The sequence below is a fragment of the Nocardioides sp. NPDC000445 genome (assembly GCF_040300245.1).
Taxonomy (GTDB): Bacteria; Actinomycetota; Actinomycetes; order Propionibacteriales; family Nocardioidaceae; genus Nocardioides.
This window is the reverse complement of record NZ_JBEPDH010000010.1, coordinates 165,838-188,063: the sequence shown is the minus strand read 5'-3', so window position 1 is coordinate 188,063 and position 22,226 is coordinate 165,838. Positions and strand designations below refer to the sequence as shown.

Genomic DNA, 22,226 nt, shown 5'->3' with positions numbered 1-22,226 from the left:
GCAACCACTCCCGCATCAGGTGGGCCGCCGTGTCGGCCCCTCACCCATGCCACGAACGGATGGTGTCCGTTTCGACAGCTGCGGAGACGGCTATTCGGATGCCGGGTCGAAGTCGAACGCCGGGAGCCCGTCGAGACTGGCCAGGTTCTTCCGGCGCCGATACTCGGCCGAGCCCTCGACTCCCTTCCGCTCGAAGTACGCCGGGAGCAGGTCGCGCTCGCCGACGTACGACATCAGCGGGACGGCGTAGCCACAGGAGTCGGAGACCCGCTCGATGTCGACGACGACGACCGCCCGGGCACCGGGAAGGTCCATGAAGCGGCCGGCCAGGTCGGCGTACTCCTCGTCGTAGCGGGTCACGACCCGGCCGCGCCCGTGGAAGCGGACGATGTTCGGCGCCCCGTCGAAGGCACAGAACATCACCGTGATCCGGCCGTTCTCACGCACGTGCGCGATCGTCTCGCTGCCGCTCCCGGTGCCGTCGAGCCACGCGAAGGTGAGCTCGTCCAGCATCCCGAAGGTGCCCGGGATGCCCCGCGGAGACAGGTTGACGTGGCCCTCGTCGGAGAGCGGTGCGGTGGCTACGAAGAAGACGACCTGACGATCGACGAACTCCCGCAGCCGGCCCTCGACGCGGGCATGGACCTTTCCCACGCCCTTACTCCGGCACGAGGCGGTAGGCGCCGTCGGAGGCGGAGGTGGCCATCGAGGCGTACGCCCGCAGCGCCGCGGAGACCTTCCGGTCGCGGTTGGCCGGGGTGTAGGGCTTGTCCCGCTTCTCCTGAGCGGCGCGACGCTGGTCGAGGACCAGGTCGTCGACGTCGAGGGAGATCGAGCGGTTCGGGATGTCGATGGAGATCGGGTCGCCGTCCTCGACCAGGGCGATCAGGCCGCCGCCGGCCGCCTCCGGGGAGACGTGGCCGATCGAGAGGCCGCTGGTGCCGCCGGAGAAGCGGCCGTCGGTGATCAGCGCGCACTTCTGACCCAGACCGCGGCCCTTGAGGAACGAGGTCGGGTAGAGCATCTCCTGCATACCCGGCCCGCCCTTCGGGCCCTCGTAGCGGATCACCACGACGTGGCCGGCCTCGACCTTCTTGGCGAGGATGCCCTCGACCGCGGCGTCCTGGGACTCGAAGACGATCGCGGTGCCGGTGAACGTCAGGCAGTCGTCGGGGACCCCGGCGGTCTTCACGACACAGCCGTCGGGCGCGATGTTGCCCGACAGGATCGCCAGCCCGCCGTCGGCGGAATAGGCGTGCTCGAAGTCGCGGATGCAGCCCTCGGCGGCGTCGGTGTCCAGGCTCGCCCAGAGGTTCTCGGTGGAGAACGCCTCGGTCGTACGCACCCCGCCCGGTGCGGCGAGGAAGAGGTCGAGCGCCTCCTGGCTGGGGTTCTCGGCGCGGATGTCCCAGGTGCCGAGCCACTCGTCGATGGTGTCGGAGTGGATGGTGTGGACGTCCTCGTTGAGCGCGCCGCCACGGCGCAGCTCGCCGAGCAGGGCAGGGATGCCGCCGGCGCGGTGGACATCCTCCATGTGGTACTTCGGGCTGTTGGGCGCGACCTTGCTCAGGCACGGCACCCGACGCGAGATCGCATCGATGTCGTGCACGTTGAAGTCGAGCTCGGCCTCACGCGCGGCCGCGAGCAGGTGTAGGACGGTGTTGGTCGAGCCGCCCATGGCGACGTCGAGGGCGACCGCGTTCTCGAACGCGGACCGGTTCGCGATGCTCCGTGGCAGGACGGACTCGTCGCCCTCCTCGTAGTAGCGGCGGCACAGCTCGACGATGGTGCGGCCCGCCTCCTCGAAGAGCGCCCGGCGCTTGGCGTGGGTGGCCAGCGTCGACCCGTTGCCGGGCAGGCTGAGGCCGATGGCCTCGGTGAGGCAGTTCATCGAGTTGGCGGTGAACATGCCGCTGCAGGAGCCGCAGGTCGGACAGGCGGAGCGCTCGACCGTGTCGAGCAGCTCGTCGCTGACCGCCTCGTTGACCGAGAGCACCATCGCGTCGACCAGGTCGAGCTTGTCGTGGACCAGGCCCTCGACGGCGACCGTCTTGCCGGCCTCCATCGGGCCGCCGGAGACGAAGACGACCGGGATGTTGAGGCGCAGGCTGGCGAGCAGCATGCCGGGGGTGATCTTGTCGCAGTTGGAGATGCACACGATCGCGTCGGCGCGGTGCGCCTCCACCATGTATTCGACCGCGTCCGCGATCAGCTCGCGGCTCGGCAGCGAGTAGAGCATCCCGGCGTGGCCCATCGCGATGCCGTCGTCGACGGCGATCGTGTTGAACTCCTTGGCCACTCCCCCGGCCTCCTGGATCTTCTCGGCGACGATCTTGCCGAGGTCACGGAGGTGGACATGGCCGGGCACGAACTCGGTGAACGAGTTGGCGATCGCGATGATCGGCTTGCCGAAGTCGTCATCGGTCATGCCGGTCGCGCGCCACAGCGCGCGGGCACCCGCCATGTTGCGGCCCGAGGTCGAGGTTGCGGAGCGAAGAGTGGGCATGCCAGAAGGCTAGACCCGTTGGCGTAGTCCTCTGACGCCGCGCCACGCGGTGGACGAATCGATCGTTCACGACCTGCCTGCGGCCGACGGGTGTCAGCGGAACGCCGGCGCCAGGCGAAGCACGGCAAGAGCAGATCCGAGCGTCTCCACCTGCCTGACGGTGGCGTCGGTCCGCATGGGCCTTTTCTAGCATCTACATGCTAGATTTACCTCATGAAGACGATCACGATGACCGAGCTGAACCAGCGGATCTCCGCGGTGACCCGAGCCGTCATCGAGGACGGTGAGTCCTTCCGGGTGACCAACAGGGGGCGCGCGGTGCTACGTCTCGTGCCCGAGGTCCAGGGCTCGGACAACCCAGTGGAGGCGCTGGTCAACGCCGGTTTGGCAACTCCTCCGAAACGACCACACAGACGTCTCTCGGGCCGTGCCGCCGTCGCACTCTCCGGCGATCTCGACGACATCCTCGATGAGGTCAACAGTGACATCGATCTCTGAGCGGACGTGGTACCTGGACTCGTCCGTCGCGCTCCGCGCCCTGCTCGGACACAGCCAAGCCGCCGCGGACTGGTACGACGAGCGCTGCGACAACGGCGACGTCTTCCTCTCTTCGCGGCTGCTGCACCTCGAGATGACCCGAGTGCTTCGCCGCGATCAACTCCCTGTCTCGATCGTCGATGACTTCGTCGACGAGCTCACGTTGTTGACCATCGACGACGTCCTCGTCGACGAGGCCAGAGCGATCGAACCCCACATCAAGTCATTGGACGCGATCCATCTGGCGTCGGCGCTGCGCGTCGGGACCGAGAACGTCACGGTCGCCACCCACGACAGCAACATGCGTAAGGTCGCCGAACTCCTCGGGTTCGCGGTCCATGACCCCGTGACCGACTGATCACACCTTCGAAGCCCTGACCACCAGCACGTCGGGGATGTCGCGGAGGATCTCGCGCCAGGTCTCGCCGGCGTCGGCAGACGCCCAGACCGAGCCGTTGCGGGCGCCGAAGTAGACACCGGCCACCTCGTGGTCGTCGGCGCACATCGCGTCGCGCATGACGCCCACGTAGAAGTGGTCGGGCAGGCCCTTGTCGAGCGCCTCCCAGTGGTCCCCGGCGTCGCGCGAGCGCCACACGATCGGCTTGGCCTCCGGCGGGTAGCGGGACTCGCCGGCGCCGATCGGGAAGGTGAAGATCGTGTCGGGCTCCTGCGGGTGGACGACCATCGCGAAGCCGAAGTCGGTGGGCAGCCCGTCGGCGATGGACTTCCAGGACAGGCCCTCGTCGTCGGAGCGATAGACCCCACCGTGGTTCTGCAGGTAGAGCCGCTCGGGACGGGAGGAGTGGCGGGCGACCTTGTGGACGCACTGGCCGAACTCGGGATACTGCTGCCCCTCGGGCAGGAAGACCGCGATGATGCCGTTGTTGCGGGCCTCCCAGGTCTCCCCGCCGTCGCGGGTCTGGTAGACGCCGCCGGTCGAGATCGCCGCGGTCACCGAGTCGGGGTCGGTGGGGTGCGGCAGGATCGTGTGGAACGCCTGCCCTCCGAAACCCTCGTTCCACTCGGTGCGGTGCGGGTGGTCCCACAGCCCGCGCACCAGCTCGAAGCTCGCCCCACCGTCACGGGACCGGAAGATCGCGCCGGGCTCGACACCCGCCCAGATCGTGCCTTCCGGGAGGCCGGGCTGGAGCTGCCAGACCCGGGCCAGGCTCGCGTCGACGTCCTCGGGGAACGACATCGAGGTCTCGGTCCAGGTCTCGCCGCCGTCGGCCGAGGCGCGCACCAGCGCACCCAGCCACAGCGAGGAGCATCCGGCAAGGACTCGCCCGGTCCCGGGCTCGATCATGGCGGAGTAGATCTCCTCCATGTCATGGTGCGGACCGGTGAAGTCCCAGTCCTGCCGGGCGTCGTCAGAGCGCCCTATCCACAGACCCTTGCGGGTCCCAACCAGCAGCTGCGTACCCATGTCTTCCAGCATCCACCCGCCCGGCGTCTGTGGCCAGGAGATTTCGCCGAAAGAGCGGTGAGGGAAAACACCACCGCCAGCGGGGCCTGATTCTTCGGCCTGGGCCGCCCAGCCCCTAGCCTGAAGTCATGACCAGACCTGTTGCCTGGGAGACGTTCACCGCGATCCTCTTCGACCTGGACGGCGTGATCACGCCGACCGCGGTCGTGCACATGCGTGCGTGGGAGGAGATGTTCAACGCCTACCTGCAGGAGAAGACCCCGGGTGCGCCGGCCTACACCGACCAGGACTACTTCGCGTACGTCGACGGCAAGCCGCGCTACGACGGCGTCCGTGACTTCCTCGCCTCCCGCGACATCCGGCTTCCCGAGGGCACCCCGGACGACGCGCCCGAGCTCGAGACCGTCTGCGGTCTAGGCAACCGGAAGAACATCGCCTTCAACATGGTGCTCGAACGCGACGGCGTCGAGGCCTACCCCGGCTCGGTGCGCTTCCTGGACTATCTGACCACCCTCGACGTCCGGCTCGGCGTGGTGTCCTCGTCGGTCAACGCGCCGACCGTGCTGAAGGCGGCGGGGCTGCTGGACCGGTTCGAGACGGTCGTGTCGGGAGCCGTCGCAGATGAGCAGGGGCTTCCCGGCAAGCCTGCGCCGGACACGTTTGTCTACGCCGGTAAGGTCCTCGGAGCCACCCCGAGCGAGGCCGTCGTCCTCGAGGACGCCGTCTCCGGGGTGCGCGCCGGCAAGGCAGGAGATTTCGCGCTCGTCGTCGGGGTGGACCGTGGCGCAGGCCACGACACCCTCACGGCCGCCGGCGCCAGTCTCGTCGTTTCCGACCTTGCTGAACTTGTCCCAGACGACCCTGCTCGAGGAGCACAGCAGTGAGAACCAACGTCGGCCCGAACCCCCTGGACCGGGCCCGTTACCCCATCGACCCGTGGCGGCTGGTGGAGACGAGCTACTCCCCCGACGACCTCGGCCTGACCGAGACGATCTTCAGCGTCGCGAACGGCTATCTCGGCATGCGCGGCACCCCCGAGGAGGGTCGCCCGACCTACGCGCACGGCACCTTCATCAACGGGTTCCACGAGACCTGGCCGATCCGCCACGCCGAGAACGCCTACGGTTTCGCCAAGACGGGCCAGACCATCGTCAACGCCCCCGACGCCAAGATCATGAAGATCTACGTCGACGACGAGCCGCTGACCTTCGGCACCTCGGACCTGGAGGAGTACGAGCGGGTGCTCGACTTCCGCGAGGGTGTGCTGCGGCGGCATCTGGTGTGGCGTACGCCCTCGGGCAAGCGGGTCGCGATCAAGTCGACCCGGATGGTGTCGATGACGCAGCGGCACCTCTCGATCCAGACCCTCGAGATCACGATGCTGAGCGGCGCGGCGCCGATCGTCGTCTCCTCCCAGCTGCTGAACCGGCAAGACGGCAAGGACGAGTACCACGTGCCGTCGGCGGCGCTGGGCGAGGGCATGGACCCGCGCAAGGCCTCCGCCTTCGACACCCGCGTCCTGCTCCCCCAGATGTCGGTCGCCGACGAGGAGCAGATGACCCTCGGCTACCGGTGCGCCAACTCCGGGATGACGATCGCGGTCAGCGCCGCCCACCAGATCGAGACGCCGGACCCGGTCGAGACCGTCGTCCGCGCCGAGGACGACCTGGCCAAGACGGTCTTCCGGGTCGACGCGACCGAGGGCAGCACGCTGCGGTTGCAGAAGACCGTGGCGTACCACACCTCCCGTGGGGTGCCGGTGCGCGAGCTGGCCGACCGCTGCGGACGTACGCTCGACCGGGCGATCCGCCTGGGCGTCGGCCACTTCGAGCGCGACCAGCGCAACTGGTACGACGAGTTCTGGTCCGCCGCCGACGTCGAGATCTCCGCCGCCCGTACGGAGGACGACGAGGACATCGCCGCGGCCCAGCAGGCGATCCGGTTCAACCTGTTCTCGCTGGCCCAGGCGACCGCCCGCACCGACGGTCTCGGCGTCCCTGCGAAGGGGGTCACCGGCTCGGGCTACGAGGGGCACTACTTCTGGGACACGGAGTGCTACGTGATCCCGTTCCTCTGCTACACCCAGCCCGAGGTCGCCCGCAACGTGATGCACGCCCGCTCGGTGATGCTCCCCGCGGCCCGGCAGCGAGCCTCGGAGATGGCCGCGAAGGGGGCGCTGTTCGCCTGGCGCACCATCAACGGGCAGGAGGCCTCGGCCTACTACGCGGCCGGCACCGCGCAGGTGCACATCGACGCCGACATCGCCTTCGCGCTGATGAAGTACGTCTACGCGACCGGTGACATCGGCTACCTCATCCGCGAGGGCGTCGACATCCTGGTCGAGACCTCGCGGATGTGGGCCGATCTCGGCTTCTGGCGCCACAACGGCGAGCCGTCCTTCCACATCCACGGCGTGACCGGGCCGGACGAGTACACCACGGTGGTCAACAACAACCTGTTCACCAACGTGATGGCCCGCTACAACCTGGAGAAGGCCGTCGAGACCATCGAGATGCTCCGGGCGGACTATCCGCGCGAGTATGCGCAGGTCATGGGCCGGCTCGACATCTCGCCCGACGAGGTCGAGGAGTGGGGTCGCTGCGCCGCCGCGATGCACATCCCCTACGAGGAGGGGCTCGGCATCCACCCGCAGGACGACAACTTCCTCGACCGCGAGGTGTGGGACCTGCCCAACACCCCGGACGAGGTACGTCCCCTGCTGCTGCACTACCACCCGCTGGTGATCTACCGGTTCCAGGTGCTCAAGCAGACCGACGTGGTGCTCGCCCTCTTCCAGCAGGGCAACCGGTTCACCCCCGAGCAGAAGCGGGCCGACTTCGAGTACTACGACCCGATCACCACCGGCGACTCGACGCTGTCGGCCGTCGTGCAGTCGATCGTGGCGGCCGAGGTGGGCTACCAGGACGACGCGCTGCGCTACTTCTACGACGCGCTCTACGTCGACCTCCACAACATGCACGGCAACACCGTCGACGGGATGCACATCGCCTCCACCGGCGGCGTGTGGGGCGGTCTGGCGTTCGGCTTCGGCGGCATGCGCGACTACGACGGCAAGCTCTCCTTCGACCCGCGCCTGCCGGTCGAGTGGGGCTCGCTGGTCTTCCGGGTCCAGTGGCACTCGACCCGGATGCAGGTCGCGCTGACCAGCGACCAGATCGTGTTCACCGTCGTGGACACCCCGGGCGAGGAGTACGACATCCCGATCAGCGTCCGCGGCGAGGAGTTCGTGGTCTCCAAGGGCTCGCCGGTCATCGTGCCGCTCGCCGACCAGGGGCCGCGGATCAGCAAGCACCTCGACGAGGAGCCGCACGGTGGCATCCGCCCCGACGGATCGCGGATCACGGCCACCGTGCCCCCGCCGATCCCGCCGGAGCTCTACGAGCAGGACCATGTCGAGCATGCGATGGTCCCGCAGGAGTCGCGGCGTGGGTCCGAGCGGCTCGCGGAGGAGGCCAACAAGGCCATCAACCTGTCCAACGTCTCGCAGACGGACTCGGCGCAGTAGCGGTCTTTACGTGGTCCTAGACTGACCGGGTGGTCACACGCTTCTCAACCGGTGGAGGCTCTCTCCGGGCGAGGCTGGCCCACCCGGTCGTCCTGGTCCTGATCGGGATCGCGTCGGTGCAGGTCGGCGCGACCTTCGCCAAGTCGCTCTTCGACGAGGTCACCCCGACGGCCATGGTGTGGCTGCGGCTGACGCTGTCAGCGCTGATCCTGCTGGCGATCACCCGGCCCCGGGTCCGTGGCCTCGCCCGCCGCGACTGGCTCGTCGTGGTCGCCTTCGGGGCCTCGCTCGGGCTGATGAACTGGGCCATCTACCAGTCCTTCGCCCGGCTGCCGATCGGGATCGCGGTCACCATTGAATTCATCGGTCCGCTCACCATCGCGCTGGTCACCTCGCGGCGCGCCCGCGACCTGGTCTGGGTCGCGCTGGCGGCCGCAGGGGTGGTGCTGCTCGGTCTCGAGCCCGGCCGGATCTCGATCGTGGGCGTGCTGTTCGCGCTGCTCGCCGGTGCCTGCTGGGCTGCGTACATCGTGCTGTCGAAGGCGACCGGAGCGCGGTGGGAGGGGCTCGACGGGCTCGCTCTGGCCTCCACGGTCGCGGCGGTGGCGCTGACGCCCGCGGCCATGGCGTACGCCGACGGGCTGGGTTCTCCGCACGTGTGGCTGGTCGGGCTGATGGTGGGCCTGATGTCCTCGGTGATCCCGTACTCCCTCGATCTCGTCGCCCTGCGTTCGATCAAGTCGGGGCTCTACGCGATCCTGATGTCGCTGGAGCCGGCCGCCGGCGCGCTGGCCGCGATCCTGATCCTCCACGAGGGGCTCTCTGTCCTGCAGTGGCTGGCCATCGCGTGTGTCGTGGTCGCCTCCGCGGGCGCGACGCGCACCGGCAAGCCCGAGCATCACGTGCCGGCGGAGTCCACCCCGGTGTAGTGCCGTGTTTCACACAAGCGACATCGGAACGTCACTGACTCCGAACGTTGAGGTCACTACAGTTCGGTGACAACTCCCCCTCGCCGCCCGGTCCCGCCAGTCCTTGGAGTTGCTCCGTTGTCGACCATCACCGCACCCGTACACACCGCTGCCGTCGCCCAAGTCGCCGCCCTCGTCGCCGCTCGCACCGCGGGGCGGATGGTCGGCCCGTTCCTACGACCTATCCAGCTGCTGCTCGCCTGGCCGGTGGCCTCCCAGCTCGTCGCCCGGCACAACGCCAAGGCCGCCGAGGAGGCGCTCCTGCTGCGGCGTGCCGAGCGTGAGGATGTGCAGAACTATCTCCAGCTGCTCGCTTCGGAGAGAATGACTGCATGAGCATTCCACGGGCGATGGCCGAGTCGACGGTCGCGTTCCGGGACGTGCTCTCCGACGATGGCACCCTGATCCGCGCGTGGACCAACGACCCCGAGGGCGTGATCGAGGGGCCGACGGTGCTGCTGTGCAACGGCCTCGGCACCAGCCCCTGGAACTGGCCGGCGCTGCTGCACACCTCGTGCGGCGTACGCGTCGTCTCCTGGCAGCACCGCGGCACCTCCGGCTCGGCGCGGCCGAAGGATCCGGAGCAGACCACCTCGAGGCACTTCGCCGAGGACGCGCTGTCGGTGATGGACGCCTTCGCGCTCTCCCGGCCGGTCGTGATGGGCTGGTCGATCGGGGTCAACACCGCGTTCGAGCTGGCCGCGGACCATCCCGAGCGGGTCTCCGGCATCTTCGGTGTCGCCGGGGTGCCCGGCGACACGTTCAAGTCGATGCTGGGGCCGCTGCGGCTGCCCGCCCCCGCGGCCGCGATCGTGACCCGCACCGCCTCGAGGGTGCTGTCTCGCACCGGCTCCCTGATCACTCCCCTGGCGGCGCGCCTTGAGCTCGGCCCGCGAGCGATCGAGGTGTTCTCCAAGGCCGGTCTGATCGGCAAGGTCCCTGATCCCGAACTCGCCGCGGCCGCGCTGGCGGAGTTCCTGACCACCCCGGTCGAGTGGTACTTCCACCTCGCGCTGCGCACCTCCCAGCGCCGCCCGGTCTCGCTGCGCCGGATCAAGGTGCCGGTGGTGCTGGTCGCGGGCACCCGCGACCTCATCGCCGGTGCGCGTCACATGTCGAAGGTCGCCGCCGGGGTCAAGAACGGCACGTTCGTCGAGCTCGAGGGCACCCACTTCGTACAGATGGAGCAACCCGACCGCGTCCACCAGCTGCTGCTCGCCTTTCTCACCCGGGTCTCCGAGCACCAGCGCGTCTAGGGCGCCGAGACGACGCCGGTGACGGTGGCCCGGCGGGCGGCGCGGCGCAGGGTGGCGAGAACGGCGGGACCGAGCAGGGCGATGGCGACCGCGGTGGTGATCGCGCGCACGGTGTCCCAGCTGCTGGTCGAGGTGACCAGGGTGTAGCGCAGGAACGTCGCCAGGTTCTCGCCGACCGCGGCACCGGGTTCGTAGGAGAGGTTGCCGCTCGCGCCGGGCACCGTGACGCCGGTGAGCAACGGCCAGCCCTGCAGGTTGAGCAGGAGCCCGTAGGCGTACGAGGCGAAGATCCCGTACGCCGCCAGCAGCCCGATCTCCCGGCAGCCGCTCGCGCGTGGCAGGAGCCCGGCCCCCATCGCCACCCAGGCGGCGCCGAGCATCTGGTAGGGCAGCCACGGTCCGACGCCGGCGGTGACGAGCGCGGCGACGAACAGGCTGGTGCAGCCGAGGACGAACCCGAAGGCCGGACCGAAGACCCGGCCGCCGAGGATGAGCATGAAGAAGACCAGCTCCACCCCGCCGGTGCCGGCGGAGACGGCGCGCAGAACCGCCTCGATCGCGCTGAGCACGCCGAGGACCGCGATCATCCGGGTGTCGATCCCGCCCGCGGAGAGCTCGCTCAGCAGCACCACCAGCATCAGCGGAATCAGCGCCAGGAAGATGAACGGCGGCTGCACCCGGTCGTAGCCGTGGAGCAGCAGCGGCCAGCCGAACATCATCAGCCCGGCCACGGAGATGACCACGAGCAGGACCGCGGTGCGGGGCGAGAACCTGATCATCTCTGGCCCACCGCCGCGACGATCTCGCGTACGTGCAGCCAGCCCGGGCCGAAGACCTTGCTCACCTGCGGCGCGAACGCCGGCGACTCCGCCGTGACGGTGCGTACGTCACCGGCGGAGACCACCTCGCCGTCGGCGAGCACCACCACGTCGTCGGCGGCCTCGGCGACGAACTCGACGTCGTGGGTCGCCACCAGGACCGCCTTGCCGGCCTCGGTGAGCTCGCGCAGGATCTCGGACAGAGCGTGCTTGGCGGCATAGTCGAGGCCGCGGGTGGGCTCGTCGAGGAGCACGACCGGCGGGTCGGCGCTCAGGATCAGCGACAGCGCCAGAGCCAGGCGCTGGCCCTCGGAGAGGTCGCGCGGGTGCTGGCCGTCGGGGATGCCGGGGACGAGGCTGTCCAGGATCTCCCTGGTCCGCGGGCCACCCGCGTCGCACTCCTCAGCGACCGTCTCCAGGTAGAGCAGGTCGGCCGCGGTCTGCGGCAGCAGCCCGACGAGCTCGCGTCGCTCGTCGGGTTCGAGGGTCGCCGGATCCTTGCCGCCGACGTCCACCGAACCGGCCAGCCGCTTCTGGGTCCCCTGCAGCGTCCACAGCAGCGTCGACTTGCCCGAGCCGTTGCGTCCCATCAGCGCCGTCACCCGCCCCGCGGGCAGCTCGATCGAGACGTCGTGCAGGACCGGTGTACGTCCTCGAGTGACAGTGAGAGAGCCGGCCCTCAAGCCGACGAGGCCGCTGGTCGAGCCGCCGGAGCCGCTAGGCGGAGGCGTGTCGAGGCCAACACGGTCAGCAAGCGCCACCCCCCGCGCCCGCCGCCTCGCATCCCGCACCGTCAGCGGCAGCGGCGACCAGCCGAGCTCACGGCCGAGCTCGACGAGCGGCGGCACGATGGGCGAGGTCTCCAGAATCTCGGCGGGGTCGCCGACGGCGACGGAGCCGTCGCCGACGAGGAGTGCGATGCGGTCGGCGAACGGTACGACCCGCTCGAGCCGGTGCTCGGCGAGGACGACGGAGGTGCCGAGGTCGTGGACCAGCCGGGTGATGGTGGCGAGTACGTCCTCGGCGGCGGTGGGGTCGAGGGCGGAGGTGGGTTCGTCGAGCACGACGACCCGGGGGTGGGTGGTGAGCACCGAGCCGATCGCGACGCGCTGCTGCTGCCCGCCCGAGAGGGTACGCAGCGACCGCTGCCGTAGCTCGGCGATGCCGAGCAGGTCGAGGGTCTCCTCGACCCGGCGCCGCATGGTCGCCGGCGGGAGGCCGAGCTGCTCCATCCCGTAGGCGAGCTCCTCCTCGACCGTGTCGGTGACGAACCCGGCCACCGGGTCCTGCCCGACGTAGCCGATGATCCCGGCGCGCTCGCGCGGCGGCGTACGGACGATCGAGGTGCCGTCCAGCAGGACGTCACCGTCGAGCACACCTCCGGAGAAGCGCGGCACCAGGCCGGCAAGCACGCCGAGCAGGGTCGACTTCCCCGAGCCGGTCGGGCCGGAGACGAGCAGCAGCTCGCCCTCCTCGATGGTGAGGTCGACGTCCTTGAGCACGTGCTCGGAGGAGTCGGGCGGGGTGAACGTGATGCCTCGCAGCTCGATCATGCGACTGCCTCCTGGTCAACGAGCGATGATGCCGGTAGCGGGGCGGCGACGGCCGGGACCAGCCCGACGAGCACCCCGGCCATGGCGATCAGCGTGACGTCCGGGACGGTACTCACCCCCGGGAAGGCGACCGGGACCTGGTAGCGGGCGACCCACCAGCCCACGGCGCCGACCACGATCCCGCTCAGAGCCACCACGACCTCCGGCCAGCGCCATCGGTCGGGCCGGTAGACGGTCCGCGTCACCCGGCGGCCGGCGAGCGCCAGCCCACCGGCGGCGGCGCCGACGCCGAGCGCGAGCATGGTGGCGGCCAGCCAGCCTGGCGTGGTGCCGTCCAGCACCGCGTAGACGCCGGCGCAGAGCCCGACGAGCGAGACCAGCATGAGCGCCGAGGTGATCCGCCTGGTGGCGACCGGGACGCCGGCCGTACGTCCGTAGCCGCGCGTGTCCATGCCCGCCGCCAGCGCCATCGACCGCTCCAGGGCGTCCTCGAGCACCGGCACCAGGAAGCGGCGCAGGCGCCTGACGTTTCCGGTCGCACCGGCACGCAGCCGTTGCGCGGCGCGCACCCGCTGCACCGACTCGGCCAGCTGCGGCAACACCGTCACGGCCACCACGACAGCGGTGCCGATCTCGTAGAGCGCCGGCGGCAGCGAGCGCAGCAGCCGCTTCGGGTTCGCCAGCGCGTTGGCCGCGCCGACGCAGATCACGATGACGCCCAGCCGCATCCCGTCATAGAGACCGGCCAGCAGCGCCTCGCGCGTGAGCGGCCCGAGCAGCCGGATCCCCAGCACCCACTCCGGGAGCGGGATCTCGGGCAGGTCGAGGATCACGTGACCCGGAACGGCGCCCAGCAGCACCCGGAAGAGCACCCGGGTCACGACGATGAAAACCGCGAGGCCGATGTAGAGCCGGAACGCCTTCGCCCACGGTTGCTCGCCACGACGGGCGGCGACCACGACCGACACCACCCCCACCACGAGCAGGAGCAGCAGCGGATTGATGGTGAAGGAGGCGTACGCAGCCATGCCGATCGCCCACACCCACCAGGCGACGGGGTGCAGATCACGGGGCAGGTGCGCGACCGCGGCCGTACGAAGCATGGCGCTCATCGTCGGCGCCACCACACGGCACCGGCGACGGTGAAGAGTGCGACGATCCCCGCGGGCGCGACCCAGGCGGGCAGATGCTCGGTCTCGGAGGCGGAATCCGTCGGCTCCTCCGGAGATAACTCCGGCGACGGGCTTGAGGGCGCCCCCACAGCATCCCCAAGCTCCGTCGCCGGAGCGGTAACGACATTGTCGTCTATCCACGTGAACGCAACACCCTGCCCGGAGGTCACGCTGATTTCGGTAACATTTCTGGAGGCATAGCTCCAGGCCCCCGAATCGTCGCTGATCCACAGCGACCAGTACGCGTCGGCAGGCGGCATCTGGGCGCAACCGGCGGCTTTCGGCCGCTCATCGATGCGACATACGACGCTGGGCATCGAGGTCACATAGGTGAGTGGATGTCCCGCCTTCTCGAAGAGGTCGGCGCCGGTGTCACCCTCCTCGGGCTGGACACAGGTGACCTCGGGGTCGCCACCCAGAGCGTTGGGCTCGACGACGACGGTGACCCCGTCGCACGCCTGAGGGGACGACGCGGAGACGGAGGAGACGGAGGTGAAGACGGGGGCGGCGGCCCCGGCGAGGATCGCCAGAGCCACCGCAGCGGACCGCAGGATCAGCACGAGCTCTTCGCGGTCGCATCCTTGGGCAGGAAGACCAGCGACGGCAGCGCCTGGGCGGCGGCGAGGCGGTACATCCCCTCGGACTCCTTGGTCAGGCCCTTGGTGTTGCCCTCGGTCAGCGCGGCGTCGTCATAGGCCACCGCGCCGGCGTCGTCGCCACAGGTCACGACGTGGTCGGCGACCCAGCTGGCCGCCTTCTCCGCGGCGTCGGTCTCACCGGCGCGACCGAACGCCCACCCGGCCAGGCCGGTGGTGTTGGAGTTGGCGATGTTGCCGGTGGCCGCCTTGAACGACCCGTCCTCTGCCTGGGTCTCCTTCAGCCAGTCCACGCCGGCCTTGACGGCCTTCTCCGCCTCCGGGGACGCGACCCCGGACAGGGCGATCAGCGCGAACGCGGTGGCGTCGGCGTCCGGGACGGCCTTCGGGTCGGCGTCGCAGGTCTGGTCAGCGGCGGTGGGGTCGGCCGCGAAGGTGACCCGGAACCACCCCTCTTCGCACTGCTGCCCGGCCAGGAACTCCGTCGCCGCCGCGGCCTTCTCGCTCTCGGCGTTGTTCAGTGCCCACACGGCGTACGACTGTCCGATGGTGTTGGAGTAGTCGGCCGCCTTCTTGTTCTTGGGGTCGAGCTCGTCGGCGATACGGCCGTTCTCGGCGACCGTGCCCTCGAGCTGCTTCAGCAGACCGGGGTCGGAGGCGTCGACGTTCTGCTGGAGGACCAGCGCCTTCGCGGTGGCCCCGGCCGAGGTGACGGTGCCGAACCCGGGCGAGGTGTAGGCCAACTTGTTCTCCATCACCGCCGCGGCGATCGTGGAGATCTCCTCGTCGTAGCCGCCGACCTCTGCCAGCGCGATCCCGATGTCGGCGCTGAGCCCGAAGTCGTCGGTGCCGTACTGCGCGTTGCGGGCCACGCCCTCCGGCGCCTGGGCGACGAGCCAGTCGGCCACCGAGGTGGACACCTTGGCGTCGTAGGTGGGCTTCTCCCCCTCCTCGACGGCTTTCTCGCCACAACCGGCGAGCGAGGTGAGGGCGAGGGTGGCGGCGATGCCACCGAGGACGGTCTTCTTCATGGTTCCTTCCGCGCTGTTCGTCGGGAAGGCCCAGGGCCGACCCGCTGCTTTCCACGACAGCGTCAGGTCAGTACGCGTCCGTCGGCAGGTGCTCCGGCTCGCTCAGGACACTCTCGGTGCCTGGGCCTACGGTTGCGGGTCAGCGCCGGGATTCGACCGGCTTCCCCCACCACGGCGTGTGTTGATTGAGACGCCCCATCCTATGCCGGGCGGGGGCCTCTTGCGGGATCGCCGACGAGCAGTCACTCTGTCCCCATGCGCCACAGGATTCTCGGCCTTGTCGCAGCATCGATCTCGGCCACCCTTCTCGCCCTATCCCCGACCACGACGGCCGGCGCGCAGGAGGCACGGACATCGGTCACGTACGCCGATCTGGTCGCCATGTTCGGCGAGAAGGTCGGCGACCGGAGCACCGTCGAGACCGGGTTGCCCAGCCTCAACCGCGCGATGGCCGATGCCGGGATCACCACCGCCTACCGGCAGGCGGCGTATCTGACCACGCTCGCCAACGAGAGCTCCTTCCACCACGACGCCAAGGGCCGCGACAAGCGAAAGTTCACCGGCCGTGGCTACATCCAGCTGACCGGCGAGGCCAACTACACCGACGCCGGCGCCTACTTCGACATCGACCTGCGCCGCCGTCCCGAGCTCGCCCGGTCGCTGGACTACAGCGCGCCGATCTCGCGGTGGTACTGGACCGTCGCCCGCGACATCAACCCGCTCGCCGACGCCCTCGACATGGGTGGGGTCAACGCGGCGATCGGCTACCCCCGCAACAAGGAGGAGGACACCGAGCGCTGCCGCGACTTCAAGGCCGCGCTGAAGCACCTCCACGGATCGGTGCCCAAGGGGATCAAGTGCGCCCGCCCGAAAGCAGCCGACGACTCGGTGGCCAAGCGCTAGAAGACGTACGTCACTTCTTGGTGCGCTTGTCGCTGACCGCGATCGCGGAGGTGCCCTCGTCCTTGAGCTCGAAGAGGTCGATCGCCTTGATGAGCTTGGTCCAGGTGGCGTACCCGTAGTTGCGCGGGTCCTCGGAGGACTGGTTGCGGATGCGGGAGACCACGGTGCCGACCAGGGCCCAACCGTCGTCGTCGGCGGCAGCGGCGATGGAGTTGCGCAGCAGCTGGATCAAACGGGCGTTGCGCTTCAGCGCCTGCCCGTTGGTCGCCGAGGACGACTGCTTGCGGGTGCGCGTGGTCCCGGGCTCGGTGTCGGCCTCGGTCTCCTCCTCGGAGCCGCCGAGCTTCTCCACCACCGTGAACCGGGTGCAGGCGCTCTTGAACGGCGCCGGCGTCTTCTCCCGGCCGTAGCCGTAGACCGCGCGGCCCTTCTCCCGCAGGTAGTGCACCAGCGGGGTGAAGTCGGAGTCGGAGGAGACCAGCGCGAACGCGTCCGGGATCGCCGCATGCAGCAGCTCGACCGCGTCGATCGCGAGCGCCATGTCGGAGGCGTTCTTGTGCGCGGTCAGGTCGAACTGCTGCATCGGCCTGATCGCCGCGTCGTGCAGCTCCTCGATCCAGCCCTTGAGCTCGGACTTGGTCCAGTTGCCGTAGGCCCGCCGGATCGTCACCTCGCCGTACTCGGCCAGGTCGTTCAAGATGTCGTCGATCTTCGAGGCAGGCGCGTTGTCGGCGTCGATGAGCAGTGCGATGCGGAAGGGCTCGGTCACGGTCACGCCGGACAGTCTGCCAGTGCACCCCATCGCCGAGTCGGCTCATCCTGACCAAAACCACCGCCGAGTCGGCGCGTCATGACGCGCCGACTCGGCGGGTCCTAGGCGAGCTTCTCCAGGATCAGCTCGCGGACACGCTTGGCGTCGGCCTTGCCGCCGGTCGCCTTCATGACCGCGCCGATGAGCGCACCGGCTGCGGCCTGGTTGCCGCCGCGGATCTTCTCGGCGACCGCGGGCTGGGCAGCGATGGCTTCGTCGACGGCTGCGCCGAGCGCGCCGTCGTCGGAGACCACGGCGAGCCCACGGGCGTCGATGATCTCCGAGACCGTGCCCTCACCAGCGAGAAGACCCTCGAAGACCTGACGGGCCAGTTTGTCGGTCAGCGTCTTGGCATCGACCAGCTTCTGCACCTCGGCGACCTGCACCGGGGTGACACCGAGCTCGGCGAGCTCGACGCCACGGTCGTTGGCGCTGCGGGAGAGCTCGGCCATCCACCACTTGCGGGCCGCCTGTGCGGAGGCACCTTCGGCGACCGTCGCCTCGATCAGCGACAGCGCGCCGGCGGCCCAGACGTCGCGCATCTCCAGGTCGGAGTAGCCCCACTCGACCTGCAGGCGGGCCCGCTTGTCAGCGGTGCGCTCCGGCAGGCTCGCCCGCAGCTCCTCGACCCACTCGCGCGACGGCGCGACCGGGACGAGGTCGGGCTCGGGGAAGTAGCGGTAGTCGTCGGCGTCCGACTTCGCCCGGCCGGCCGAGGTGGTGCCGGTGTCCTCGTGGAAGTGGCGGGTCTCCTGGAAGATCGCCTCCCCCGCGTCGAGGATCCCGGCGTGGCGCGACATCTCGAAACGTACGGCCCGCTCGACCGAGCGCAGCGAGTTGACGTTCTTCGTCTCGGTGCGGGTGCCGAGCTTGCCCGAGCCCTTCGGGGACAGCGACAGGTTGACGTCGCAGCGCATCGAGCCCTGGTCCATGCGTACGTCGGAGACACCCAGACCCAGCAGGATCTCGCGCAGCGCGGCGACGTAGGCCTTCGCCACCAGCGGCGCCTTGGCACCGGTGCCGAGGATCGGGCGGGTGACGATCTCGATCAGCGGGATGCCGGCCCGGTTGTAGTCGACCAGCGAGTAGTCGGCGCCGTGGATGCGGCCGGTCGCGCCACCGATGTGGGTGGTCTTGCCGGTGTCCTCCTCCATGTGGGCGCGCTCGATCTCGACCCGGAAGGTCTCCCCCTCGACCTCGACGTCGAGGTAGCCGTCGTAGACGATCGGCTCGTCGTACTGCGAGGTCTGGAAGTTCTTCGGCATGTCCGGGTAGAAGTAGTTCTTCCGGGCGAACCGGCACCACTCCGCGATCTCCCCGTTCAGGGCCAGACCGATCCGGATCGCGCTCTCCACGGCCTTGGCGTTCACGACCGGCATCGAGCCGGGCAGGCCGAGGCAGGTCGGGCAGACCTGCGAGTTGGGCTCGCCGCCGAACGTCGCCGGGCAGCCGCAGAACATCTTGGTGTTGGTGTTGAGCTCGACGTGGACCTCGAGGCCCATCGCCGGGTCGTAGCGCTCCAGCACCTCGTCGAATCCGACCAATGTCTCGGTCATCGGGCCACCTCCAGCTTGTCGATCGAGAGCACCTGGCCGACGGCGCCCTCGAGGGCGGCACCGACGCGGTAGAGACGGGCGTCCTCCAGGACCGGAGCCAGGAGCTGTACGCCGACGGGCAGCCCGTCCACGTCGGAGACCCCGGCCGGGATGGAGATGCCGGGCGTGCCGGCCAGGTTGGCCGGGATGGTGGCCAGGTCCTGTGCGTACATGGCGAGCGGGTCGTCGAGCTTCGCGCCCAGCGGGAACGCGGTCGACGGGGAGGTCGGCGAGACCAGCACGTCGACCTGCTCGAAGGCCTTCTTGAAGTCCTCGATGATCAGGGTGCGGATCTTCTGCGCCTGACCGTAGTAGGCGTCGTAGTAGCCGCTGCTGAGCGCGTAGGTGCCGAGGATGATGCGGCGCTTGACCTCGTCGCCGAAGCCGGCGTCGCGGGACGCCTTCATGACGTCCTCAGCCGACGGGTCGCCGTCGGGGGTGACCCGCAGGCCGTAGCGCATCGCGTCGAACTTGGCCAGGTTGGAGGAGCACTCCGCCGGCAGGATCAGGTAGTAGGCCGCCATCGCGTGCTGGAAGCTCGGCGTGGAGACCTCCACGACGTCGGCGCCCATCTTGGTGAGCAGGTCGACCGACTCGTCGAACTTGCGCATCACGTCGGGCGCCCACCCCTCGCCGGCGAGCTCCTTGATGACGCCGACCTTGACGCCCTTGAGGTCGCCGGTCGCGCCGGCACGGGCCGCGTCGACGAGCCCGGTCACCGGGGTGGTCGTCGAGGTGGAGTCGAGCGGGTCGTGGCCGCCGATGAGCTCGTGCAGCAGGGCGCTGTCGAGGACCGTACGAGTCACCGGACCGACCTGGTCCAGCGAGTTGGCCAGGGCGACCAGGCCGTAGCGGGAGACGGACCCGTAGGTCGGCTTCACGCCGACGGTGCCGGTGACGGCACCCGGCTGGCGGATCGAGCCGCCGGTGTCGGTGCCGAGCGCCAGCGGGGCCTCGAAGGCGGCGACGGCTGCGGCCGAGCCACCACCGGAGCCGCCGGGGATCCGGTCGAGCTTCCACGGGTTCTTCGTCGGGCCGTACGCGGAGTGCTCGGTGGAGGAGCCCATCGCGAACTCGTCCATGTTGGTCTTGCCCAGGATCGGCAGGCCCGCTGCCTTGATCTTCTTGACCACGGTCGCGTCGTACGGCGGAACCCAGCCCTCGAGGATCTTGGAGCCGCAGGTCGTCGGCAGGCCGATGGTGGTCAGCACGTCCTTGACCGCGATCGGCACACCGTCGAGAGCGTGCAGCGCGTCGCCGTTGGCCCGGCGCGCGTCGGAGGCGGCGGCCTGAGACAGCGCACCCTCGGCGTCGATGTGCAGGAAGGCGTGGACGGCGCCGTCGACCGCGGCGATCCGGTCGAGGTGGGCCTGGGTCAGCTCGACCGAGGTGGTCTCACCGGCGGCAAGGGAGTCGGCCAGCTCGGCTGCCGACTTCAGGATCAGGTCGCTCACTGCTCGTCCCCCAGGATCCGCGGTACCGAGAATCGCTGCTCCTCGACGGCAGGCGCACCGGAGAGCGCCTGCTCCGGCGTCAGACCGGGCACGACGACGTCCTCACGGAAGACGTTGGTCATCGGAAGCGGGTGGGAGGTGGCAGGCACGTCGTCGCCGGCAAGCCCCTGGATCGAGGCGACGGACTCGAGGATCACCTGCAGCTGCGGGGCAAGGTGATCGAGCTCGGCGTCGCTGAGGTCGATGCGGGCGAGGTCGGCCAGGTGCGCGACCTCGTCGCGGGTGATTTCTGGCATGCCGCACATCCTAGGCGGCAGAACGCCCAACTCTCACCTCGGCCGGGCCCGTGCCCGAGGGGAGTTCGACACACATACAACCGATCGGTGGCCTCACCGCGTCCTCAACCCTGACAATCGGCTCGAGAGATCGGATGGATCGATGGCGAGACCCCCAACCCAGGAGCAGTTCGACGAGTTCGCCCAGGTCGCCTGGCCGCGACTCTATCGCTCTGCCTACCTGCTCGTCGGGGACCACGCCAGCGCGGAGGACCTGGTCCAGACGGCGCTGGCGAAGACCTACGGCAGCTGGGGCCGAGTGCGCACGCTCGAAGCCGCCCCGGCCTACGCCCGGCAGGTGCTGTTCAACACCGCGATGAGCTGGTTCCGAAAGGCATCGTGGAACCGCGAGCGGCCCACCGAGGTCCTCCCCGACCTCGGTCACGAGAACGATCCGACCACCCGCTCGGTGCTGCTCGACGCGGTCTCCGCGCTGCCCCCGCGCCAGCGCGCGGTCGTGGTCCTCCGCTTCTACGAGGATCTCGACGTACGCCGCACCGCAGACCTCCTCGGCTGCTCGGAGGGCACCGTGAAGAGCCAGACCTCCTTCGCCCTCGACAAGCTCCGCACGATCCTCGGCGACCCGACTCTCACCCTGGAGGCGACCCAGTGACCGACAACGACCTGCGCACGCTGCTCCGCGATGCCGCCGACGAGGTCGCCGTGCCTCGTCTGGCCACCGACGAGCTCCACCTCCGTGCTCGCGCCGTCCGCCGGCGCCGCCGGGCCCGCTGGGTCGCCGGGGTGGCGGCTGTCGCGATGGCCGGCGCGATCGGGACGTACGCCCTGAGCGGAACGCTCGGCGGCGACGAGCCGCACATCGCCGCCGCCGAGGGAGACCCTCGGGGGTGGGCGGTCGCCGAGGGCGGCAGCGTCCACTTCGGCGACGGGAGCGTGGTGACGTACGGCGGCACGGTGAACGACTTGCGCTACACCTCCGTCGGCCTACTGGCTCGCAGCACGCAGTCCAACGCGCGCCTCTCGCTGATCACGACGGCCGGCGTACAACCGCTCGACCTCGGTGACGTGAGCGACCGGCTGATCGGCACCGACCCGGACTCGCCCTACGTCTCCTGGACCGTCGAGCACGGTGACGGCTGGCTGGTGCGCGTCGTCGACCTCGGCAGCGGCGAGAAGGTCGCCGACGTCCCGATCTCCGGGAAGTACACCTGGGCGGGCTGGAAGACGCCGCCCGTCGCGGTCGACGGCGAACACGCGTACGTCGCCCTCGACGACCGCACCCTCGACGTCGCCTGGCGCAACGGGCGGGTCTCCACCTCGAAGGGCCTCCCGGGGAGCTACACCACGGAGGTGATCGACGGCCGCGCGGTGACCGTGGACGACCGGGCCAAGACGCAACGCGTGGTCGAGGTGGCCAGCGGCGAGGTGCTCCTGACCAATCGCTACGCCGACTTCGCCGGCGGGATGGTCAGGCTCACGCTCTCACCCGATGGCAACCACGCCATGGCAGCTCCCTACGCGATGTGCGATGAGGACGACAACTGCCGCTATGACGAGGCAGCTGCGAGCGTCCACGACCTCGGACAGGGCACCGAGACCTCGGTCGAGCTCGGCGACAAGATCGGCTGGACCCCTGAGGGGCAGCTGATCCGGGTGACCGGGACGAGTGTGGAGATCTGTGACGAGGTCGGTCAGGAGTGCGCCCCGACGCCGGTCACGTTGACGAAGCGCGTCGACACGATCAGCGGCACGATGAACCAGTCCTGACCCCCACAGCC

General features: G+C 69.7%; 22 protein-coding genes. 10 read left to right on the top strand and 12 right to left on the bottom strand.

Going from position 1 to position 22,226, the window contains the following annotated elements:
• Positions 1-90: 90 nt before the first annotated feature.
• Both ABT304_RS15620 and ilvD read right to left on the bottom strand, forming a co-directional pair.
• Entirely contained in the window at positions 91-654 is a 564-nt protein-coding gene (locus ABT304_RS15620; RefSeq protein WP_350716397.1) for a pyridoxamine 5'-phosphate oxidase family protein, read from the bottom strand.
• A gap of 4 nt (positions 655-658) precedes the next feature.
• Positions 659-2,506 carry a dihydroxy-acid dehydratase gene (ilvD, locus tag ABT304_RS15615; RefSeq protein ID WP_350716395.1) on the bottom strand — a complete coding sequence of 616 codons (1,848 nt, stop codon included), beginning with the start codon at positions 2,504-2,506 and terminating at the stop codon, positions 659-661.
• A gap of 213 nt (positions 2,507-2,719) precedes the next feature.
• Here ilvD and ABT304_RS15610 point away from each other — a divergent pair, with 213 nt between their 5' ends.
• Together ABT304_RS15610 and ABT304_RS15605 are read left to right on the top strand one after the other, a co-directional pair.
• Positions 2,720-3,004, top strand: coding sequence for a type II toxin-antitoxin system Phd/YefM family antitoxin (locus ABT304_RS15610; RefSeq protein ID WP_350716393.1), 285 nt, complete (start codon positions 2,720-2,722; stop codon positions 3,002-3,004).
• On the top strand, positions 2,988-3,401 hold the full coding sequence (locus ABT304_RS15605) for a type II toxin-antitoxin system VapC family toxin (RefSeq protein WP_350716391.1): 414 nt from the start codon (positions 2,988-2,990) through the stop codon (positions 3,399-3,401). Before ABT304_RS15610 ends, ABT304_RS15605 begins: the two co-directional genes overlap by 17 nt.
• Here the strand turns inward: ABT304_RS15605 and ABT304_RS15600 are convergent, their stop codons facing one another.
• Positions 3,402-4,469, bottom strand: coding sequence for a WD40/YVTN/BNR-like repeat-containing protein (locus ABT304_RS15600; protein ID WP_350716389.1), 1,068 nt, complete (start codon positions 4,467-4,469; stop codon positions 3,402-3,404). It abuts the gene before it with no gap.
• A gap of 128 nt (positions 4,470-4,597) precedes the next feature.
• On the opposite strand from ABT304_RS15600, the gene ABT304_RS15595 reads away from it, so the two are divergent.
• The 5 genes from ABT304_RS15595 (at position 4,598) to ABT304_RS15575 (ending at position 10,219) form a co-directional block, all read left to right on the top strand.
• Positions 4,598-5,353 carry an HAD family hydrolase gene (locus ABT304_RS15595; protein WP_350716388.1) on the top strand — a complete coding sequence of 252 codons (756 nt, stop codon included), beginning with the start codon at positions 4,598-4,600 and terminating at the stop codon, positions 5,351-5,353.
• Positions 5,350-7,995 carry a glycoside hydrolase family 65 protein gene (locus ABT304_RS15590; protein WP_350716386.1) on the top strand — a complete coding sequence of 882 codons (2,646 nt, stop codon included), beginning with the start codon at positions 5,350-5,352 and terminating at the stop codon, positions 7,993-7,995. The genes ABT304_RS15595 and ABT304_RS15590 overlap by 4 nt, the downstream gene beginning before the upstream one ends.
• Before the next feature lie 29 nt (positions 7,996-8,024).
• The gene (locus ABT304_RS15585) at positions 8,025-8,924 is read left to right on the top strand and encodes an EamA family transporter (RefSeq protein WP_350716384.1); all 900 of its coding nucleotides are present in this window, start codon (positions 8,025-8,027) and stop codon (positions 8,922-8,924) included.
• A 117-nt stretch (positions 8,925-9,041) separates the two neighbouring features.
• Positions 9,042-9,299 (top strand): hypothetical protein, encoded by a 258-nt coding sequence (locus tag ABT304_RS15580; RefSeq protein ID WP_350716383.1) that lies wholly within the window; start codon positions 9,042-9,044, stop codon positions 9,297-9,299.
• Positions 9,296-10,219, top strand: coding sequence for an alpha/beta fold hydrolase (locus ABT304_RS15575; protein WP_350716381.1), 924 nt, complete (start codon positions 9,296-9,298; stop codon positions 10,217-10,219). Before ABT304_RS15580 ends, ABT304_RS15575 begins: the two co-directional genes overlap by 4 nt.
• Here the strand turns inward: ABT304_RS15575 and ABT304_RS15570 are convergent.
• From ABT304_RS15570 to ABT304_RS15550, 5 genes are read right to left on the bottom strand one after another with little or no spacing between them, the layout of a single operon-like run.
• Positions 10,216-10,998, bottom strand: a complete 783-nt coding sequence (locus ABT304_RS15570; protein ID WP_350716379.1) for an ECF transporter S component — start codon at positions 10,996-10,998, stop codon at positions 10,216-10,218. The two genes, ABT304_RS15575 and ABT304_RS15570, sit on opposite strands and share 4 nt — an antisense overlap.
• Positions 10,995-12,590: an ABC transporter ATP-binding protein gene (locus ABT304_RS15565; RefSeq protein ID WP_350716377.1), complete on the bottom strand. Its 1,596-nt coding sequence runs from the start codon at positions 12,588-12,590 to the stop codon at positions 10,995-10,997. Before ABT304_RS15565 ends, ABT304_RS15570 begins: the two co-directional genes overlap by 4 nt.
• Positions 12,587-13,702, bottom strand: coding sequence for a CbiQ family ECF transporter T component (locus ABT304_RS15560; protein WP_350716376.1), 1,116 nt, complete (start codon positions 13,700-13,702; stop codon positions 12,587-12,589). Before ABT304_RS15560 ends, ABT304_RS15565 begins: the two co-directional genes overlap by 4 nt.
• Positions 13,699-14,322, bottom strand: coding sequence for a hypothetical protein (locus ABT304_RS15555; RefSeq protein ID WP_350716374.1), 624 nt, complete (start codon positions 14,320-14,322; stop codon positions 13,699-13,701). The genes ABT304_RS15560 and ABT304_RS15555 overlap by 4 nt, the downstream gene beginning before the upstream one ends.
• Positions 14,316-15,389, bottom strand: a complete 1,074-nt coding sequence (locus ABT304_RS15550) for a prenyltransferase/squalene oxidase repeat-containing protein (protein ID WP_350716373.1) — start codon at positions 15,387-15,389, stop codon at positions 14,316-14,318. Before ABT304_RS15550 ends, ABT304_RS15555 begins: the two co-directional genes overlap by 7 nt.
• A gap of 255 nt (positions 15,390-15,644) precedes the next feature.
• On the opposite strand from ABT304_RS15550, the gene ABT304_RS15545 reads away from it, so the two are divergent.
• Positions 15,645-16,292: a hypothetical protein gene (locus ABT304_RS15545; RefSeq protein ID WP_350716371.1), complete on the top strand. Its 648-nt coding sequence runs from the start codon at positions 15,645-15,647 to the stop codon at positions 16,290-16,292.
• A gap of 10 nt (positions 16,293-16,302) precedes the next feature.
• On the opposite strand, the gene ABT304_RS15540 is transcribed toward ABT304_RS15545, so the two are convergent.
• From ABT304_RS15540 to gatC, 4 genes are all read right to left on the bottom strand, one after another.
• Complete coding sequence (locus ABT304_RS15540; RefSeq protein WP_350716369.1) at positions 16,303-17,067, bottom strand: NYN domain-containing protein; 765 nt, start codon at positions 17,065-17,067, stop codon at positions 16,303-16,305.
• A 98-nt stretch (positions 17,068-17,165) separates the two neighbouring features.
• Positions 17,166-18,659 carry an Asp-tRNA(Asn)/Glu-tRNA(Gln) amidotransferase subunit GatB gene (gene gatB / locus ABT304_RS15535; protein ID WP_350716367.1) on the bottom strand — a complete coding sequence of 498 codons (1,494 nt, stop codon included), beginning with the start codon at positions 18,657-18,659 and terminating at the stop codon, positions 17,166-17,168.
• Positions 18,656-20,152: an Asp-tRNA(Asn)/Glu-tRNA(Gln) amidotransferase subunit GatA gene (gene gatA, locus ABT304_RS15530; protein ID WP_350716365.1), complete on the bottom strand. Its 1,497-nt coding sequence runs from the start codon at positions 20,150-20,152 to the stop codon at positions 18,656-18,658. The genes gatB and gatA overlap by 4 nt, the downstream gene beginning before the upstream one ends.
• Positions 20,149-20,448: an Asp-tRNA(Asn)/Glu-tRNA(Gln) amidotransferase subunit GatC gene (gatC, locus tag ABT304_RS15525; protein WP_091049380.1), complete on the bottom strand. Its 300-nt coding sequence runs from the start codon at positions 20,446-20,448 to the stop codon at positions 20,149-20,151. Before gatC ends, gatA begins: the two co-directional genes overlap by 4 nt.
• Positions 20,449-20,590: 142 nt before the next feature.
• On the opposite strand from gatC, the gene ABT304_RS15520 reads away from it, so the two are divergent.
• Positions 20,591-21,100, top strand: a complete 510-nt coding sequence (locus ABT304_RS15520) for a SigE family RNA polymerase sigma factor (protein ID WP_350716363.1) — start codon at positions 20,591-20,593, stop codon at positions 21,098-21,100.
• Positions 21,097-22,215, top strand: a complete 1,119-nt coding sequence (locus tag ABT304_RS15515; RefSeq protein WP_350716361.1) for a hypothetical protein — start codon at positions 21,097-21,099, stop codon at positions 22,213-22,215. The genes ABT304_RS15520 and ABT304_RS15515 overlap by 4 nt, the downstream gene beginning before the upstream one ends.
• Positions 22,216-22,226 lie beyond the last annotated feature (11 nt).

Coding starts and splice junctions, on each gene's coding strand:
- ilvD (WP_350716395.1), bottom strand. CDS start 2,506: ATGCCCACTCTTCGCTCCGCAACCTCGACCTCGGGCCGCAACATGGCG.
- ABT304_RS15610 (WP_350716393.1), top strand. CDS start 2,720: ATGAAGACGATCACGATGACCGAGCTGAACCAGCGGATCTCCGCGGTG.
- ABT304_RS15600 (WP_350716389.1), bottom strand. CDS start 4,469: ATGGGTACGCAGCTGCTGGTTGGGACCCGCAAGGGTCTGTGGATAGGG.
- ABT304_RS15595 (WP_350716388.1), top strand. CDS start 4,598: ATGACCAGACCTGTTGCCTGGGAGACGTTCACCGCGATCCTCTTCGAC.
- ABT304_RS15575 (WP_350716381.1), top strand. CDS start 9,296: ATGAGCATTCCACGGGCGATGGCCGAGTCGACGGTCGCGTTCCGGGAC.
- ABT304_RS15570 (WP_350716379.1), bottom strand. CDS start 10,998: ATGATCAGGTTCTCGCCCCGCACCGCGGTCCTGCTCGTGGTCATCTCC.
- ABT304_RS15565 (WP_350716377.1), bottom strand. CDS start 12,590: ATGATCGAGCTGCGAGGCATCACGTTCACCCCGCCCGACTCCTCCGAG.
- ABT304_RS15560 (WP_350716376.1), bottom strand. CDS start 13,702: ATGAGCGCCATGCTTCGTACGGCCGCGGTCGCGCACCTGCCCCGTGAT.
- ABT304_RS15550 (WP_350716373.1), bottom strand. CDS start 15,389: ATGAAGAAGACCGTCCTCGGTGGCATCGCCGCCACCCTCGCCCTCACC.
- ABT304_RS15545 (WP_350716371.1), top strand. CDS start 15,645: ATGCGCCACAGGATTCTCGGCCTTGTCGCAGCATCGATCTCGGCCACC.
- gatB (WP_350716367.1), bottom strand. CDS start 18,659: ATGACCGAGACATTGGTCGGATTCGACGAGGTGCTGGAGCGCTACGAC.
- gatC (WP_091049380.1), bottom strand. CDS start 20,448: ATGCCAGAAATCACCCGCGACGAGGTCGCGCACCTGGCCGACCTCGCC.
- ABT304_RS15520 (WP_350716363.1), top strand. CDS start 20,591: ATGGCGAGACCCCCAACCCAGGAGCAGTTCGACGAGTTCGCCCAGGTC.